The sequence below is a fragment of the Rhodanobacter sp. Soil772 genome, from assembly GCF_001428385.1.
GTDB lineage: Bacteria > Pseudomonadota > Gammaproteobacteria > Xanthomonadales > Rhodanobacteraceae > Rhodanobacter.
The window spans coordinates 386,986-404,949 of the sequence record NZ_LMSK01000003.1 but is presented as its reverse complement, the minus strand read 5'-3'; the positions used below and the strand labels follow the sequence as shown (position 1 = coordinate 404,949).

The 17,964-nt window shown below is 65.5% G+C and carries 13 protein-coding genes; all 13 read left to right on the top strand.

Annotation, left to right across the window (positions count from 1 at the left end):
- Positions 1-13: 13 nt before the first annotated feature.
- The gene (locus ASG75_RS13245; protein WP_056390289.1) at positions 14-1,531 is read left to right on the top strand and encodes a tryptophan halogenase family protein; all 1,518 of its coding nucleotides are present in this window, start codon (positions 14-16) and stop codon (positions 1,529-1,531) included.
- Positions 1,532-1,566: 35 nt separating this feature from the next.
- The gene (locus tag ASG75_RS13240) at positions 1,567-3,114 is read left to right on the top strand and encodes an alpha-amylase family glycosyl hydrolase (protein WP_056390285.1); all 1,548 of its coding nucleotides are present in this window, start codon (positions 1,567-1,569) and stop codon (positions 3,112-3,114) included.
- Between the two features lie 25 nt (positions 3,115-3,139).
- Positions 3,140-5,518, top strand: a complete 2,379-nt coding sequence (locus tag ASG75_RS13235) for a TIM-barrel domain-containing protein (RefSeq protein WP_157616980.1) — start codon at positions 3,140-3,142, stop codon at positions 5,516-5,518.
- 94 nt (positions 5,519-5,612) lie between these two features.
- Positions 5,613-7,640, top strand: coding sequence for a glycoside hydrolase family 13 protein (locus ASG75_RS13230; RefSeq protein ID WP_056390279.1), 2,028 nt, complete (start codon positions 5,613-5,615; stop codon positions 7,638-7,640).
- Between the two features lie 191 nt (positions 7,641-7,831).
- Positions 7,832-9,388: a glycosyl hydrolase family 39 gene (locus ASG75_RS13225; RefSeq protein WP_056390685.1), complete on the top strand. Its 1,557-nt coding sequence runs from the start codon at positions 7,832-7,834 to the stop codon at positions 9,386-9,388.
- Between the two features lie 286 nt (positions 9,389-9,674).
- On the top strand, positions 9,675-11,864 hold the full coding sequence (locus tag ASG75_RS13220) for a hypothetical protein (RefSeq protein ID WP_056390276.1): 2,190 nt from the start codon (positions 9,675-9,677) through the stop codon (positions 11,862-11,864).
- Positions 11,861-13,378 carry an MFS transporter gene (locus ASG75_RS13215; protein ID WP_056390273.1) on the top strand — a complete coding sequence of 506 codons (1,518 nt, stop codon included), beginning with the start codon at positions 11,861-11,863 and terminating at the stop codon, positions 13,376-13,378. The genes ASG75_RS13220 and ASG75_RS13215 overlap by 4 nt, the downstream gene beginning before the upstream one ends.
- Positions 13,375-15,054 carry an alpha-amylase family glycosyl hydrolase gene (locus ASG75_RS13210; RefSeq protein ID WP_056390271.1) on the top strand — a complete coding sequence of 560 codons (1,680 nt, stop codon included), beginning with the start codon at positions 13,375-13,377 and terminating at the stop codon, positions 15,052-15,054. Before ASG75_RS13215 ends, ASG75_RS13210 begins: the two co-directional genes overlap by 4 nt.
- A 180-nt stretch (positions 15,055-15,234) precedes the next feature.
- Positions 15,235-15,606 carry a hypothetical protein gene (locus tag ASG75_RS16395; protein ID WP_157616979.1) on the top strand — a complete coding sequence of 124 codons (372 nt, stop codon included), beginning with the start codon at positions 15,235-15,237 and terminating at the stop codon, positions 15,604-15,606.
- Between the two features lie 86 nt (positions 15,607-15,692).
- Entirely contained in the window at positions 15,693-15,962 is a 270-nt protein-coding gene (locus ASG75_RS13200) for a hypothetical protein (protein ID WP_056390265.1), read from the top strand.
- Between the two features lie 53 nt (positions 15,963-16,015).
- Positions 16,016-16,402, top strand: a complete 387-nt coding sequence (locus ASG75_RS16390) for a hypothetical protein (RefSeq protein WP_157616978.1) — start codon at positions 16,016-16,018, stop codon at positions 16,400-16,402.
- A 54-nt stretch (positions 16,403-16,456) separates the two neighbouring features.
- Positions 16,457-16,909, top strand: a complete 453-nt coding sequence (locus ASG75_RS16385; RefSeq protein WP_157616977.1) for a hypothetical protein — start codon at positions 16,457-16,459, stop codon at positions 16,907-16,909.
- Between the two features lie 450 nt (positions 16,910-17,359).
- The gene (locus ASG75_RS16055) at positions 17,360-17,860 is read left to right on the top strand and encodes a hypothetical protein (protein WP_082547612.1); all 501 of its coding nucleotides are present in this window, start codon (positions 17,360-17,362) and stop codon (positions 17,858-17,860) included.
- Positions 17,861-17,964 lie beyond the last annotated feature (104 nt).

The window sequence follows — 17,964 nt, the reverse complement described above, 5'->3', positions numbered from 1 at the left end:
GAGGAGTCATGACATGAACGATCCCCGCATCCGCCGCATCGTGATCGTCGGCGGCGGCACCGCCGGCTGGATGGCGGCGGCGCTGCTCGCGAAGGCGCTCGGAGCGGGTGTTGCCATACGCCTGGTCGAATCGGCCGAGATCGGCACCGTCGGCGTGGGCGAGGCCACCATCCCGCAGATCCGCCACATCAACCGCTTCCTCGGCATCGACGAGGACGACATGCTGCGCTTCGCCCACGGCACCTACAAACTGGGCGTGCAGCTCAACGGCTTCGGCCGCCTCGGCGACTCCTACCTGCACGCCTTCGGCGACCTCGGCCTGCCGCTGGGACTGACGCCGTTCCACCACTACTGGCTGCGCGCCGTGCAGGAGCGCAGCCGCGCGGATACGCCGGACCTGTGGGCGTACTCGCTCAACGCCGCGGCCGCCGCCGAGAACCGCTTCGCGCCGCTGGAAGCCGTGCCGGACAGTCCGCTCGGCGGCATCCGCTACGCCTATCATTTCGACGCCTCGCGCTACGCGCAGTATCTGCGCGAACACATCGCGCCGGGCGCGGTACAGCGCACCGAAGGCAAGGTGGTCGACGTGCGCCTGCACGCCGAGGACGGCTTCATCGAATCGCTGCAGCTGGACAACGGCGAGATCGTCGAGGGCGACTTCTTCATCGACTGCTCCGGCTTCCGCGGCCTGCTGATCGAAGGCACGCTGAACACCGGCTACGAAAACTGGCAGCACTGGCTGCCCTGCGACCGCGCACTGGCGGTGGCCAGCGCCCCGGGCGGCCCGATGCGCCCGTACACCCAGGCCAGCGCACGCACGGCCGGCTGGCAGTGGCGCATCCCGCTGCGCCACCGCGTAGGCAACGGCCATGTGTACTGCAGCCGCTTCATCAGCGACGACGAAGCCGCCGCCCAACTGCTGGCGAACCTGGAAACCGAAGCGCTGGGCGATCCGCGCCCGCTGCGCTTCGTCACCGGCATGCGTCGACTGGCGTGGAGCCGCAACTGCCTCGCGCTGGGCCTGGCCGCCGGCTTCATGGAGCCGCTGGAATCGACCAGCATCCACCTGGTGCAGTCCGGCATCAGTCGCCTGCTGGCGATGTTCCCCGACCGCCACTGCGAGCAACAGCTGGTGGACGAGTACAACCGCCAGACCCGCTTCGAGTACGAGCGCGTGCGCGATTTGCTGATCCTGCACTACAAGGCCACCGAGCGCACCGACACGCCGTTCTGGCAGCAGTGCGGCGCGATGGAAATCCCGCCGGCGCTGGCGCGCCGCATCGAACTGTTCCGCCGCACCGGCATGATCTTCCGCGAGGCCGACGAGCTGTTCACCGAAACCGGTTGGCTGCAGGTACTGCTGGGCCAACGCATCGAGCCGCAGCGCCACCACCCGCTGGCCGACGCGCTGACCACGGAGCAGCTGGACGGTTTCCTCGCCGACATCCGCACCTTGGTCGGCCGCGCAAAGAACACGCTACCGCCGCACCATGAATTCGTGGCGCGTGCGGCCGGTGGCCTTGCCGCATGAGCGCTGCGGCGTTCCACCGTAGCCGGAGGCCAGCCATGATCCGCTGCATCGCTGCATCCCTGCTCGTCGCCCTGCTCGCGCTGGGCAGTTCCGCGACGGGCGCGGCCGCGCCCGTCGCTCCTGTCGCAGCGGCACCCTCCGGCGTCTGGTACGAGATCTTCGTGCGCAGCTGGTACGACACCGACGGTGACGGCACCGGCGACTTGAACGGCGTCACCGCGAAGCTCGACTACCTCAAGTCGCTCGGCGTCAGCGGCATCTGGCTGATGCCGATCAATCCCTCGCCCGGCTACCACGGCTACGACGTCACCGACTACTACGCGATCAACCCGCAGTACGGCACGATGGCCGATTTCCAGCGCCTGCTACGCGAGGCGCACCAGCGCGGCATCAAGGTGATCATCGACCTGGTGATCAACCACACCAGCGACCGGCATCCCTGGTTCGAGGCCGCGCGCGACCCCGCCGATCCACATCACGACTGGTACAGCTGGGCCGGCCCGCACACCGACCTGCACGCCGCGGACGCCGCCGGCTCGCAGGCCTGGCACGCGCTCGGCACGGCACACTACCTGGGCGACTTCTCCAGCAACATGCCGGACCTCGACTACGACACGCCGGCGGTGCGCAAGGAAATGGTCAAGCTCGGCCAGTACTGGTTGAGGAAAGGCGTCGACGGCTTCCGCCTCGACGCCGCCCAGCACATCTACTACGACTTCAAGGCGGATGCCGACAATCCGCTCACGCTGCAGAAGAACCTCGCCTGGTGGGCCGAATTCCGCCGGGGTCTGGATGCGGTCGCGCCCGGCGCCTACGTCGTCGGAGAGGTGACCCGCGACTCCGCCGACGAGCTGGCGCCGTACTTCAAGCCGCTCGACGCGGTGTTCGACTTTCCGCTGGCGACGCAGCTGATCGACAGCGCGCGTAGCGAACGCGCCGGCAATCTCGGCGCACTGCTGGCACACACCGATGCCGTCTACCGCAAGGTCACCGGCAAATCCGGCGTGGACGCGCCGTTCCTGTCCAACCATGACCAGGAGCGCGTGATGAGCCAGCTCGGCGGCAACGCGCAGCACATGCGCATGGCCGCCGCGATGCTGCTCACCCTGCCCGGCCAGCCGTTCGTCTACTACGGCGAGGAGCTGGGCATGCGCGGGAAGAAGCCCGACCCGGACCTGCGCGAGCCGATGCGCTGGCACCGCGATCCGCGCGGCGCAGGCGAGACGCGCTGGAAAACGTTCAGTGCCGGCGACGGCCCCGACGTTTCGGTGGAGGCCGAGCAGCAGGCCGGCGATTCGCTGCTGCACTACTACGCCATGCTCATCGGCTGGCGCCGTGAGATCGGCGCGCTGCGCGACGGCACGCTCACCGCACCCCCGCTGGCCAATCCGCACATCGCCGCGTGGCAGCTCGACGACGCCGGCAGCCGCGTGCTGGTGCTGCACAACCTGTCCGGCCAGCCGCAGCAGGTGCCGCTGGGTGACACCCGTTTCCGCCACGTGCTGCGGCATAGTCGTGCCGGCACCGCGCTGCGGCGCGGCCGGCTGACACTGCCGCCCTACGCCAGCGCCATCCTGGACTGAACCCGCGACCCGCGAGGAGCCCGCCATGACCATCCCCCCCACCCGCACCGCAAAACCCGGCCCGGCCCTGGCCGCCTGGCTGTGGCTTGGCCTCGCCCTGGCTCCGGCAGGCGGCATCGCTGCGGCCGTCCCCGCGCAGACTGCACAGGCATCTCCCATGGCCCAACTCGCCGACCACGCCATCACGATCGACTTCGGTGCCGACCGGCTGGACGTCCACTTCATCGCGCCCGGCATCGTGCGCGTGCATTTCGAACCCGGCCGCCATGCCGGCACGCCCGCACTGGTGCTCGACCCCGCCGCCGCACCGACGCACTTCGCGCAGGTACGCGGCACACAGAACGCCGACGGCGCGAGCCTCGCTTCCGCCGCTGCCTCGGTCCACTGGGATCGACAGCATCGCCAGCTGCGCATCGACGACGCACGGCAACGCACGCTGCTGCGCATCGACGTCGATGCCCTGCGCCACGGCAAGCTGAAGGCGCAGCACGCCGCCGACGACGCGCTGTACGGCATCGGCGGCTACAACGCCACCGAAGACGCTTCCGCCGGCATGCTGCGCAGCGGCGAGCAGGTGGCCAGCGCCGGCGAGCAAGGCCATGCCGGCGCACCGTTCGTGTGGAGCAGCGCCGGCTACGGCGTGCTGCTGGACAGCGACGGCGCCACGTTCACGCTGCAGCCCGGCACGATCGGCACAACCAGCCCGCGCAAGGATACGGACGTCTATATCCTGCTCGGCACGCCGACGCAGCTGTTCGGCGCGCTGGCCCAGCTCAGCGGCCACACGCCACTGTTCCCGAAATGGGCGATGGGCTTCACCAACAGCCAGTGGGGCATCGATCAGAAAGAGTTGCTGCAGATCGTCGACACCTATCGCGCCAAGCACATCCCGATCGACAACATCACGCTGGACTTCGACTGGAAGGCGTGGGGCGAGGACGACTACGGCGAGTTCCGCTGGAACCCGACCAAATTCCCCGACGGCCCCAGCGGCGCCTTGAAGAAACAGATGGATGCCCGCGGGATCAAGCTGACCGGCATCATGAAGCCGCGCATCCACGTCGACACGGTGGAAGGACGCTACGCCAGCGCGCACGGTTTCTGGGTGCCTGGCGAAGAAGTCAGCGACGATTATTTCTCGCACAAGCCGGTGAAGAACATCGACTTCGATTTACCTGCCGCGCGCGCCTGGTTCGGCAAGCTGGCGGTCAAGTACGGCTACGACGACGGCATCGTGGGCTGGTGGAACGACGAGGCGGACACCACCGGCAGCGATACCGAGTTCATGAACATGCAGCGCGCGCTTTACGACAGCCAGCGCGGCGTCTCGAACCAGCGCGTGTGGTCGATCAACCGCAACTTCTGGCTGGGCTCGCAGCGCTACGCCTATGGCCTGTGGTCCGGCGACATCCCCACCGGTTTCGTCAGCATGGCGGGCCAGCGCGCGCGCATGCTCAGCGCGATCAACGTGGGCGCGATGCAGTGGGGCATGGACGGCGGCGGTTTCAAGGACGGCACGCCGACGCCGGAGAACTATACGCGATGGATCCAGTTCGGCGCATTCACGCCGATCTTCCGCGTGCACGGCGAGCTCGGCCAGAAGCGCCAGCCGTGGGTGTACGGCCCGGTCGCGGAGAAGGCCGCCACCGCGGCGATCCGCCTGCGCTACGCGCTGATTCCCTACATCTACAGCTACGAGCACACGCGCCGCGCCACCGGCGTCGGCCTGGTGCGCCCGCTGCTGTTCGACTGGCCGGATGATCCGAACGTGCGCAACGACGTCGACTCGTGGCTGTTCGGCGACTGGCTGCTGGCCTCGCCGGTGGTGGTACAGGGCCAGACCGCGAAGGACATCTACCTGCCCGCCGGGCGCTGGACCGACTGGTTCAGCGGCAAGGTCTACGAAGGTGGCCGCAGCATCCGCCTGGCGATCGACAGCAAGACGTGGAGCGACATCCCGCTGTTCGTCCGCGACGGCGCGATCATCCCGACCCGGCCGCCCGAGGATTACGTGGGCGAGCAGCCGCTGACCCAGCTCGACGTCGACGTGTTCCCCGCCGCGCAGCGCAGCACGTTCGACTACTACGACGACGACGGCAGCAGCTACGACTACGAGCACGGCGCGTACTTTCTGCAGCCGCTGTCGGCGCAGCGCCGCGCCCACGCGATCCAGCTGGAACTCGGCGCCGTCAGCGGCAGCTTCAAGCCGGCGCTGCGCTTCTACCTGCTGAAGGTCCATGGAGCCGCGGCCGCCAGCGTCGGCCAGCTGAAAGCCTTCGCCGACCTCGACGCCCTGCAGCACAGCGGCGGCGAAGGCTGGGCCCGCGGCCACGACCGCTACGGCGACGTCACCTGGGTACGGGTGGCCGCAGCGCGCGCCGCGCACATCACGATCGCCATGTAGGGCCGGCCGGCTGTTCCAGGTTTCCTGAAAGCGCAAGAACCCCGGCGTTCCCTTGCGGGCACGCCGGATCCACTCACCTGCGGAGGGATGTTCAATGGGCAATCAAGGCAACGCAAGACACGGCTCGAAATCCACCCTGGCGTGCGCGCTCGCCGCGGCGCTGGCGCTCTATGCATTACCGGCCATCCATGAACAGGCGCGGGCGGCCAGCAACGACAACAACGTGGAATGGAGCGGCCTGTTCCACGACCAGGGCCCGCTCTACGACAACCATGTCGAGCCGACTTCCGCCCAGGCGGTCACGCTGACCCTGCGCACCTTCAAGGGCGACATCAGCAGCGCCAACATCAAGTACTACGACAGTGCGGACGGCGCGTTCCACTGGGTGGCGATGAGCTGGACGGCAAACGACCCCACCGGCAGCTTCGACTACTGGAAGGGCACCGTGCCTGCCAGCGCCTCGAAGAAGTACTACCGCTTCCAGATCAACGACGGCAGCGCCGTGGCCTGGCTCAACGCCACGGGCACCACTTCCGCCGAACCGTCCTCTGGCGACTTCTTCATCCTGCCCGGCTTCACCACGCCGGCGTGGATGAAGAACGGCGTGATGTACCAGATCTTCCCGGACCGTTTCTACAACGGCAGTACCGCCAACGACGTGAGCAACGGCCAGTACACCTACGCCGGTTGCGCCACCGAGAAGCATGCCTGGGGGTCGAGCGTGGTGGCCAACGTCAGCGGCTGCAACACCGCCGTATTCTTCGGCGGCGACCTGGCCGGCATCGACCAGAAGCTGGGCTACATCAAGAACACGGTCGGCGCCAACATCATCTATCTCAACCCGGTCTTCCTCTCACCGAGCAACCACAAGTACGACACCGAGGACTACATGACGGTGGACCCGGCGTTCGGCAGCAACAGCACGCTGCAGACGCTGAGCGCCGACATCCACAGCACCAGCAACGGACCGAAGGGTTACCTGGTGCTCGACGGCGTGTTCAACCACACCGGCGACACCCACAAGTGGTTCGACCGCTACAACTGGTGGACCAGCATCACCGGCGCCTACGAGTCGCAGTCCAGTCCGACCTACGGCTACTACACCTTCCAGAGCTGGCCCAACACCTACTCGGCCTTCTTCGGCTTCTCCAGCATGCCCAAGCTGGATTACGGTGCCAGCGGCTCGGTGGTGCGCAACGCCATCTACGGCAGCACCAGCTCGGTGGTGAAGACCTACCTGAAGTCGCCCTATTCGATCGACGGCTGGCGCCTCGACGCAGCGCAGTACCTCGACGCCGGCGGCGGCAACGGCAGCGACGCCACCGACCACCAGATCATGGCCGAGCTGCGCAGCGCGGTGAAATCGGTCAACGCCAACGCGGATATCCTCGGCGAGTTCTGGGGCAATGCCGGTCCGTGGACCAGCGGCGGCGACCAGTGGGACGGCGCGATGAACTACGACGGCTTCACCCAGCCGGTGTCGGAGTGGATCACCGGCCAGGACTACGGCGGCAACGCGGCAAGCATCCCGGTCTCGCAGTTCGACAGCTGGCTGCACGGCACCCGCGCGAACTACCCGACCAACGTGCAACAGGCGATGAGCAACTTCCTCAGCAGCCACGACATCACCCGCTTCGGCAACCGCGCCGGCGGCGACATCTGGAAGACCTACCTCGCGCTGTTCTTCCAGATGACCTACGTCGGCACACCCACGATCTACTACGGCGACGAGTACGGCATGCAGGGAGGCGCCGACCCGGACAACCGGCGTACCTTCGACTGGAGCACCGGCAGCATCACCAACAGCGCGGTGGCGCTGACCCAGAAGCTGACCACCATCCGCAACGCCTACCCGGCGCTGCGCACCGGCTCGTTCATGACCCTGCTCACCGACGATGCCAACAAGCTGTATGCCTATGGCCGCTTCGACGCCACCAACCGCATCGCGGTGGCACTGAACAACGACAGCGTGTCGCACACCGTCACCGTGCCGGTGTGGCAACTGAGCATGACCAACGGCAGCACGGTCACCGAGCTGATCTCGGGCACCCAGTACACCGTGCAGAACGGCCAGGTCAGCGTGACGGTGAATGGCCATTACGGGGCGATCCTGGCGCAGTAGGCCGGTTTCATGGCGGCGGGGCGGATTCGCCCCGTCGCCGCGAGCTCGCGTTCGACCCTGCGGAATCCAGCGGCGGATGGCTGGACTCGGGTCCCCGACGTGTAGGAAACTCCATCGGGATGTAAACGTTTACATCCCGATGGTTGCAGGCCTCGCCCGGCCCGCTCCGGACCGTCGAACAGGATCCCGCCATGACTTTTTCCGCACGGTTACGAAACCTGGCCCTGGCCGTTTGCACCGCCGCCCTGCTGTTCACCAGTATGGCCAGCGCCGCGCCGCCCGCAGCGACCACCACCCGCCTGCGTATCGACGCCAGCGCGCAGGGCACGCCCTTCCCACATTTCTGGGAACACATGCTCGGCTCCGGTCGCGCCTCGCTCGCGTTGCGCGACGACTACCGCAAGGATCTGGACGCCGTGCACCAGGCCACCGGCGTCGGCTACATCCGCTTCCACGGCATCCTCGACCACGACGTGGGCCTGGTGCAGCGCGACGCGCAGGGGAAGATTTCCTACAACTTCTCCTACGTCGACCAGATCTACGACGGCCTGCTCGAGCACGGCTTCAAGCCGTTCGTCGAACTCGGCTTCATGCCGCCGGAGCTGACTTCCGACCCGGCCGCGCTGCAGGCGTTCTGGTACCGCCCGAACGTCGCGCCGCCGAAGGACTACGCCGAATGGGACGCGATGATCGGCGCGCTGGCGCAACACCTGGTCGAGCGCTACGGCATCGACGAAGTCGCCAGCTGGTACTTCGAGGTGTGGAACGAGCCGAACATCGGCTTCTGGGCCGGCAAGCCGCAGCAGTCCACCTACTTCACCCTGTACGACCACACCGTGCGCGCGCTCAAGGCGGTGAATCCGCGCATCCGCGTGGGCGGCCCGTCCACCGCGCAGGCCGCGTGGGCCACCGACTTCCTCGCACACACGCACAAGAACAACGTGCCGGTCGATTTCGTCAGCACGCATGTCTACGGCGACGACACCGCCGACAACGTGTTCCGCACCAGCGAGAAGATTCCGCGCGCCGACATGGTCTGCCGTGCGGTGGACAAGGTGCACAAGGAAATCGCCGCCTCGCCCTACCCGCACATGCCGCTCATCTTCAGCGAGTACAACGCCAGCTACGCGAACCTGCCCAACGTCACCGACACCGTGTTCATGGGGCCGTGGCTCGCCAACACCATTCGTCTGTGCGCCGGCAAGGTCGAGGCGATGAGCTACTGGTCGTTCTCCGACGTATTCGAGGAACAGGGCATTGTACGCAATCCGTTCTACGGCGGCTTCGGCCTGATCGCCGCCAACCGCATTCCCAAGCCCGCGTTCAACGCGTTCGCGATGCTGCACAAGCTGGGCGACCAGCGCCTCGCGGTGGATTCCGACTCCGCCCTGGCCACCCGCCGCGACGACGGCAGCGTGGTCATCGCGCTGTGGAACTACGCTCCGCCCGTCGGCAACACCGCCAGTTACACGCCCGGCGAACCCGTCGGCACGCCGAAGCACTTCAGCATCGACGTGCGACACCTGCCCGCCGGTGCCCACGCCACCGTGTGGCGCGTGGACGAAACCCATGGCAACGCCGTCGCCGCGTTCGACCGCATGGGCCGCCCCGACTCCCCCAGCCGCGAACAGATCGCCCAGCTGCGCGAAGCCGGCAAGCTGGCCGTGCCGGAATTGATGAAGGTGAGCAACGGCAAGTTCGAGGTTACTGTGCCGGTGCAGGGGTTGGTGGTGGTCGAGCTGCGCTGAGGTCGCCCAAGTCGGCGCAAGGCGCTGTCCACCCCGCAACTCGCACACGCGGCCATGGCCTCGTGTGGCGAGAGGCATACTGCAGCGCCGGCCCACCCGCCCATGAATACGTATGCATGGGCTGGTTGCTGCAGTGCGACGCTATCTACCATGCGGTAGTCCGCACCAATCAGCATGTACAGGCATGCTGCGCCCGCAGGGCGAAACCCTGACGTGACACCACAGCTGCAGGAGGGGACATGTCGATCGAGCACATCATCCAACGCGGGCCACGCGCGGCACGCGCATGTTGAGCATCGTCCTGGCTGCCGCGCTGGCAGCGAGCGCAGCGGCGCCGGCCTGGCACGACGGGCTGGACTGGCATGGCGTGCACGTCGCCATCAGCCGCGACGCGCAGCACCACTACACGCTGGCGTGGCCGTACGGCCAGCGCGTGATCGCAGCGCAGCCGTTGCGCAGCGAGACCGCCAGCGTGCTGTTCGACGGCCTGTTCGCGATGGCGCAGGACGACCTGGCGCTGGATTCGGTCAGCGCGATCCGCGACGGCGCGTTCGACCACGGCCAGCCGATTCCCTGCCAGTGTTTCGTGACCGGCCTGAAGTGGCCGTACGTATGGACGCGCGACCTGTCCTACGCGATCGACCTGGGCCTGTGGCGTTTCGACCCGGCGCGCTCGCGCAACGGACTGAAGTTCAAGCTGTCCGACGTGCGCGTTCCGTCCGCGCCGCAGGGCTTGTACGCGATGCAGGACACCGGCTCCGGCGGCAGCTGGCCGATCAGCACCGACCGCGTGGTGTGGTTCCTCGGCGCGCGCCACCTGCTCGGCGACCAGGCCTTTGCCGGCGACGTCGACAAGGCGCTCGGCGCCACCCTGGCGCAGGACCGCCAGTATGCGTTCGACGCCACGTTCGGCCTGTACCGCGGCGAGACCTCGTTCCTCGACTGGCGCGAGCAGAGCTACCCCGCGTGGACCGCGGACGAGGTGACCTTCATCGCGCAGTCCTATGCGCTGTCCACCAACGTGCTGCACTACCAGGCGCTGCAGCTGGCCGCCACGCGGGCCGACGGGCGGCACGACACGAAGGCGGCGGCCGGCTACCGTAGCCAGGCCGCGGCGCTGAAGAGAGCGATCAATGCGCACTTCTGGCGCGCCGACCGCGGCATGTACATGAGCTACATCGGCGGCGACGGCACGCCTTACGACAGCTACGACCTGCTCGGCATCGCGCTGGCGATCGACAGCGGCGTGGCTGACGGCGAACGCGCACGACAGGCGCTGGCGAACTATCCGACCTGGCCCGCGGGCAGCCCGGTGATCTGGCCCGAGCGTTCCGATCAGCCGATCTACCACAACCGCGCGATCTGGCCGTTCGTCAGCGCGTACGCGTTGCGCGCCGCACGCATGACGGAGCAGCCTGCGCGCATCGCGCACGAGATCGAGTCGGTGATGCGCGGTGCCGCGCTGTACGGTTCCAACATGGAAAACTACGAGCTGCTCACCCAGGGCCAGCACGTGGACGAAGGCAAGCTCAGCGGCCCGGTGGTGAATTCGCCGCGGCAGCTGTGGTCGGTGGCGGCTTATTTCGCGGTGGTCACCGAAGGCGTGTTCGGTCTCGGCGAAGACGGCCGGGTGGAGCCGAAGCTGCCCACCGCGCTGGTGCCGATGCTGTTCGGCCAGCGCAGGTCGATCACGCTCGACCTACGCGACCGCCGGATCACCTTGCAGCTTCCGGAAAAATACACCGGCAACCTGCTCGTCGCCGATCGCACCAGCACACGCGGCACGGCCACCACGGTAACGCTCAAGGCCGTGCAGGTGCCGGACGCGCCGCTGCGCACCAACGCACCGCTGTACGCGCCCGTCGCGCCTGCCGCACCGCTGCTACGTGCCGACGGCGACGGCTGGAAGATCACGACCGACGGCAAGGTGCAGCTCTACCTCAACGGCCAGGTTCACGGCAGCGTCGACGGTGACGGCCATCTCGCGCGGCAACCAGGCCTGGCTTGCCTCAGCGCCACGCGCATGGATGCGCACGGCCTGGAATCGCTGCACAGTCCCGCCACCTGCGTAGGCGAGGTGGCGAAGGTCGTCGGAAACTGGCCGCGCACGTGGACCGCATCGGCCGGCGGCAACTATCGCGTCGCGCTCGACTACGCGAATGATCACGGCCCGATCAACACCGGCATCACCGCCGCGATGAAGATGCTGGTGATCCGCTGCGCGGGCAGCGACGAGCAGCGCCTGCCGATCGTGATGCCGCACAGCGTGCGCACGCAGCAGTCCACCTGGGGCCGCTTCGACGCCAAGGCGGGCGCCACCTGCCGGTTCACCCTCGACGAGGGTTTCAACATGAGCTACCTCGGCCACTTCGCCCACTACACCGGCGGCAGCGGCGGCAGCGATGGCGCCCTGAACCAGGCCGACGTGCACGCCCTGCTGATCGCCCCGCTCGCCACCAGCCACGCCACCCCATGAAGGACGGCACCCTCTTGAACAACAAACCGGCGCTGTCGTTCTGGCAGATATGGAACATGTGCTTCGGCTTCCTCGGCCTGCAGTTCGGCTTCGCGTTGCAGAACGCGAACGTCAGCCGGATCTTCCAGACCCTGGGCGCCGACGTGAACGACATCCCGGCGCTGTGGATCGCCGCGCCGCTGACCGGGCTGATCGTGCAGCCGATCATCGGCCACTTCTCCGACCGCACCTGGAACCGGCTGGGCCGGCGCCGGCCGTACTTCCTGATCGGCGCGGTGTTCGCCTCGCTGGCCCTGCTGTGGATGCCGAACGCACCGGTGCTGTGGATGGCCGCCGGCCTGCTGTGGATCCTGGATGCGTCGATCAACGTGTCGATGGAGCCGTTCCGCGCCTTCGTCGGCGACCAGTTGCCCACACAGCAGCGGCCGACCGGCTACGCGATGCAGAGCTTCTTCATCGGCATCGGCGCGGTGGTGGCCTCGGCGCTGCCGTGGATCCTGGCGCGGTTCGGCGTGGCCAACGTGGCCGCGGACGGCAGCATCCCCGACACGGTGAAGTACGCGTTCTACGCCGGCGGCGCGGTGCTGCTGGGTGCAGTGCTGTGGACGATCCTGCGCACGCGCGAATACCCGCCCGCGCAGCTGCAATCGTTCACCGACAACGTGGCGGAAAAGCCGGCGGTGGACGCGGCGCAAGCCTGGCGACCCGGCCTGGCGCTGCTGGTGGCCGGCCTCGCGGTGCTGTTCGCCATCGGGCATTTTGCGCTGGAGAAAGAGGTCTACCTGCTCGCTGGCGGCCTGCTCGTGTTCGGCCTGCTGTTCGTCTGGCTGGGCTTTACCCGCAGCCGCGGCATGCTGCGCGAGGTGATGGGCGATCTCTACGACATGCCCGCCGCAATGCGTCGGCTGGCCTGGGTGCAGCTGTTTTCGTGGTTCGCGCTGTTTGCCATGTGGATCTACAGCACGCCGGGCGTGACGCAGACGATCTACGGCACCACCGACGTCGGCTCGGCCCTCTACAACGAAGGCGCCAACTGGGTCGGCGTGCTGTTCGCCGCGTACAACGGTTTCGCCGCGCTGGCCGCGGTGGTGATCCCGCTGATGGTGCGCCGTTGGGGCCTGCGCATCAGCCATCTGCTGAACCTGTGCCTGGGCGGCGCCGGCCTGCTGTCGTTCCTGGTCATCCGCGACCCGCAGTGGCTGCTCGCCTCGATGGTCGGCGTGGGCTTCGCCTGGGCCTCGATCCTGTCGCTGCCGTACGCCTTGCTGTCGGACAACCTGCCGGCGGCGAAGATGGGCGTCTACATGGGCATCTTCAATTTCTTCATCGTGATCCCGCAGCTGCTCGCCGCCAGCGTGCTCGGCCTGCTGCTGCGGCTGTGCTTCCACAACCAGCCGATCTGGGCACTGGCGCTGGGCGGTGCCTGCCTGCTGGTCGCCGGCCTGTTCACCCTGCGCGTGCGCGAGCCGGTCTACGCGCCGTCTGCAGCCACCGCCACCGGAACCCCGACATGATCAAAAAAATGACCCTGCTGGCCGGCGCGCTGACGCTGGCCTGCGGTTGCGCGCAAGCGGCCACCACGCCCGAATTCGTCGGCACCGATGCGCCGTTCGCGTCGAACGCTATCTACTTCGTGATGACCGACCGCTTCGTCAACGGCGATCCGTCGAACGACCAGCGCAACCAGGGCGGCGCCCACCGCACCTTCGACATCCCGGTGGCCGGCGCGCCGAAGGGCGAGAGCGCAAACATCGGCTACCTCGGCGGCGACTTCAAGGGTGTGCTGGACAACGCCGGCTACATCCGCGGCATGGGCTTCGGTGCGGTATGGATCACCCCGATCGTGGACAATCCGAACGAGGCGTTCACCGGCGGCGACCCGGTGAGCTGGGGCTCGAAGTTCACCGACCGCGGCAAGACCGGCTTCCACGGCTACTGGGGCGTCAACTTCTACAAGCTCGACGAACACCTACCCAGCAAGGGCCTCGACTTCGCCCAGTTCACCGCGAAGATGCGCGCGCACGGCCTGAAGACCGTACTCGACATCGTGGCCAATCACGGCTCGCCCGCCTTCACGATGCCGAAGACGCAGCCGATGTTCGGCCAGATCTACGACAAGCACGGCAAGCTGATCGCCGACCAGCAGAACCTGCCGCCGTACCGGCTCGATCCCGTGCGCAACCCGCTGCACCGCTTCTACCACGCCTACGACGACCTGGTGCAGTTGTCCAACAACGACGACCAGAACCCCGCCGTGCTGAACTACTTCACGGGCGCGTACATGCAATGGGCCGACCAGGGCGCCGACGCGTTCCGCATCGACACCATCAGCCACATGCCCACCGTGTTCTGGAAACAGTTCGCCGCGCGCATCCGCGCGAAACACCCCGGCTTCTTCATGTTCGGCGAGGCGTTCGACTACAGCCCCGACAACATCGGCCAGTACACCTGGCCACAGAACGGCGGCATCAGCCTGCTCGACTTCCCGCTGCGCGGGCGCATCGCCGACGTGTTCGAACACCCCGGCAGCGACTACGCGAAACTGCTCGACCGCCTGTACCTCACCAACGGTCCGTACCAGAACCCGTACGAGCTGGTCACCTTCTACGACAACCACGACATGGCCCGCCTCGACGCCAGCGACAACGGTTTCATCGACGCCAACAACTGGCTGTTCACCGCGCGCGGCATCCCGGCGATCTACTACGGCTCCGAAACCGGCTTCGAGCGCGGCAAGGCCGAACACCAGGGCAACCGCAACTACTACGGCCAGCAACGCATCGACGCGGCATCGAAAAGCCCGATCTACCGCCAGCTCAAACGCACCGCCCAACTGCGCGAAAACACCCCCGCCCTGCAACGCGGCCTGATGCTGCCACTGCACTTCGTCGGCAACCAGGCCGCGTTCTACCGCGTGTACCAGCAAGGCGACACCCACCAGATCGCGCTGGTGCTGCTCAACAAGGGTGACGCCACCGCGCCATTCGACGTCAGCGACTATCTGCAGGCCGGCCGCTGGAAGCCTGCGCTCGGCGGCGCCGCGATCGATGTAGCCGAAGGCAGCCACCTGCGCGCCAGCGTCGCGGCGCACGACGTGCAGGTCTATCTGCTGGATGCCGTGGCAAAGCGCGCGGACCTGGTGGCGGAACTGACACGGCTGACGGAAGAGCGAGGGCATCCTGAGCGCTGATTCGCCCAACCAAACACTGCAGGATTAGGCTGCTGAGTTAGACGGCCCGCAGGAGGCTAACGCCTTGGTTCTTGGAGCATACAACGGCAAAAGCAGCCCCAATGACACGGGATAGGCTGCCGGATTAGACTGCAATTTGAAATCTACTTAGCGTTAGGCTTCAAACAAGGGGATGCACTCATGAAGAAATTCGTTTTGTTCCTGGCGCTGCTTTTTATTGGTGTTGGTGCAGCAAGCGCCTCAGACAAAAGTCCAAACGGGGTCTACCGTCCTACGCTCGGCACTCATGCAACGTCCTACCTTAAGAAATTTCCACTCAACAAGGTGGCTGTGGACGAGATTGTTCAGTACGTTGGTACGCCAGACAAATCACTGAGTGTTGCTGGTTCCGACTACCTCACATACAACATTGAGCCCAAGAGCGGCAGTGGCGTCATCGAGTACACCTACATCGTCAAGGACGGTGTCGTGGTCAACGTCACGTATCTAAATTCCGGCAACTTCTTTGGCGTCACGCAAAGAGAGTCGGCCATAAAGCTACAAACGCCGTAATTGTGCTGCACGTGCCTAACAGGGCGTTCGAGGCGGACGGCTTTGCCGCCGCTCAACTTCAGCGTTAGGCTTCAAGGAAAGGGCGCATGTCGAATACAAAGCGCAACATTGCGGTGCTGCTTACGGACTTGGGTGCAGCTGAGCTGGCCGGGCCGTTCCGCTTGTGGCTCCGTCAAGGCGAAGTCTTCGGCCCCTACATTTACTGCAAGTCAGTGGACCCGAATGGACCGTACTTCCACATGATCGTCCGAGATGCAGACACCATCGATTTCGAGATTCAAGTGCAGCACGCCTATGTCAAGGCGGTGGTGTGCGCTTCGGACTTCCGCAAGCTGGGCTTCACTGCTGATGCCTAACTACTCGTTCAAGGCGGACGGCTTCGCCGCCGCTTAACTCCAGCGTTAGACCTGTGAACCACACATCATCGAACATCGAGATAGATCGGCCGCTGACCTCCGAGGAGCGTTCGGTCGTTCAATGGCTGCTTGAGCATGGCGACGCAGATAACGCTAAGTTCCTGGAGCAACTTGAGCAGGCTCGCGTTACAAGTCTTTGTGGTTGCGGCTGCGCCAGCATCGACTTCGCGGTCAACGGCAAACGACCGAGCCATCCCGCCATGCGCACCCTGTCGGACTACCAGTGGCGCGATGAGCATGGGCACTTATTTGGTGCTTATGTGTTTGAGCAAGATGGTTTGCTAGCTGGGCTAGACTTGTGGTCAATCGACGGCCAGAGCACTCCAACCGCCATGCCACCCATCGCCCGCTTGGTTCCGCTTAGCACCACACAGGTCTAACAGTTCGTTCAAGGCGGACGGCTACGCCGCCGCTTAACTCCAGCGTTAGAGCCCATGATTGACGTACAGGCACGATCAAAATTTGCGGAGGCCTCGCGCTCGTTGGTCGCGGGGCTCATCACGAACTATCAGTTCGACGACCGCATTCCGCGCTCAAGCGATCCCGCAATTCGTGAAATCTATAGCAAGGCTTTCTGGCTCATGTACTGCGATTTGCGTCAGTACCGCCTCAAAGGGCGCGATCGGCTTTCTCCGCAAGTGCGCGAGGTCGCTGCACGTTGCATCCTATTTCTCAAGTCAGGGCTTTCATACGGTTGGCCGGTTCTCTCACGCCCTGCAGCCGTTCTGCTCGCCATCGCCAATTTACTCACACTAGGCATCGCCGGCAGGATGTATTCGTATCGGGCCACACGCGGTCGCGACATTTCCTATTGGCCATTTCTATCAGGCGAGCAATACTCAGCGGCGCTGCGCTCACCGGCCTATCTCTCGGGCAATGGGCTCTAACTACTCGTTCAAGGCGGACGGCTACGCCGCCGCTTAACTCCAGCGTTAGAACGCAGAACAAACGGGGCGCGGTCTTGAAGGGAAGAGCTGACATGCATGCCGCTCAATGGAATGCTCTGCGCTTCCGAAACAGGCTTTTTTGGTGTGTGCTCGCAGCAGGAATAGTTCTACTCTTCGTCGCATCGTTTCCAAGGTTTGCACGCTACGAAGGCTTTGTAGCTTGGTCGTGGTTTGCGTTGCTTGCTCTGGCAAGTTCGTACTGCGCCGCGTTCCAATGTCCACGATGTCACAAGCAATTCTTCAAGCCTGGACTCCTGCGGTATAACACTCTTGCCAACAAGTGCCCTCACTGTGGTCTTAGCAAGTGGTGCTAGGGTCGGCAGTGCGTTCTAACATTTCGTTCAAGGCGGACGGCTACGCCGCCGCTTAACTCCAGCGTTAGGCCGTTAAATGAAAAATTCTTGGCACGTCGCAACGGCAGCAGAGGCATTTGCGGCAGCACAATTTGCTCGATGCGGCTGGGACATTTCGGTGCAATACGGCGCTAACCAACCAGAGTACGACCTCGTCGCGGTAGACAAGAGCCGGATGCTCAAGGTTTCAGTAAAGGGCAGTAAAGATGGCGCTTGGGGGCTTACTCAATCCTATCTATCCAACGCTAACTATCACGGTGCTGTGGACACTTGGCTTGCTCGTCACTTCAACAAAACTGTTTTTTGCCTAGTGCAATTCAAAGACGTGGCGCTGTCCGCTTTGCCACGTATGTACTTGGCCACACCGCAAGAGATTGGCGCATGGCTAAAGTTAGCTGCCGTGGGTCGCGGCGACACAATTCTCTACGAGCATCATGCCTGGGCCAGTCGGGCTCATGCTTCTGGCACAACTGACAGTATCCCCGACCACTGGACATTCACAGAGCAGCGCGTCAATGATCTGGCAGCAACGGTCTAACATCTCGTTCAAGGCGGACGGCTTCGCCGCCGCTTAACTCCAGCGTTAGGTCTTCCATATGCGTGCTTTCTTAGTCATCCTCGTTGCGCTTTCGCTCTCCCAAA

Coding starts and splice junctions, on each gene's coding strand:
- ASG75_RS13210 (WP_056390271.1), top strand. CDS start 13,375: ATGATCAAAAAAATGACCCTGCTGGCCGGCGCGCTGACGCTGGCCTGC.
- ASG75_RS13245 (WP_056390289.1), top strand. CDS start 14: ATGAACGATCCCCGCATCCGCCGCATCGTGATCGTCGGCGGCGGCACC.
- ASG75_RS13215 (WP_056390273.1), top strand. CDS start 11,861: ATGAAGGACGGCACCCTCTTGAACAACAAACCGGCGCTGTCGTTCTGG.
- ASG75_RS16385 (WP_157616977.1), top strand. CDS start 16,457: ATGATTGACGTACAGGCACGATCAAAATTTGCGGAGGCCTCGCGCTCG.
- ASG75_RS13240 (WP_056390285.1), top strand. CDS start 1,567: ATGATCCGCTGCATCGCTGCATCCCTGCTCGTCGCCCTGCTCGCGCTG.
- ASG75_RS13235 (WP_157616980.1), top strand. CDS start 3,140: ATGACCATCCCCCCCACCCGCACCGCAAAACCCGGCCCGGCCCTGGCC.
- ASG75_RS13225 (WP_056390685.1), top strand. CDS start 7,832: ATGACTTTTTCCGCACGGTTACGAAACCTGGCCCTGGCCGTTTGCACC.
- ASG75_RS16055 (WP_082547612.1), top strand. CDS start 17,360: ATGAAAAATTCTTGGCACGTCGCAACGGCAGCAGAGGCATTTGCGGCA.
- ASG75_RS13200 (WP_056390265.1), top strand. CDS start 15,693: ATGTCGAATACAAAGCGCAACATTGCGGTGCTGCTTACGGACTTGGGT.
- ASG75_RS13230 (WP_056390279.1), top strand. CDS start 5,613: ATGGGCAATCAAGGCAACGCAAGACACGGCTCGAAATCCACCCTGGCG.
- ASG75_RS13220 (WP_056390276.1), top strand. CDS start 9,675: ATGTTGAGCATCGTCCTGGCTGCCGCGCTGGCAGCGAGCGCAGCGGCG.
- ASG75_RS16395 (WP_157616979.1), top strand. CDS start 15,235: ATGAAGAAATTCGTTTTGTTCCTGGCGCTGCTTTTTATTGGTGTTGGT.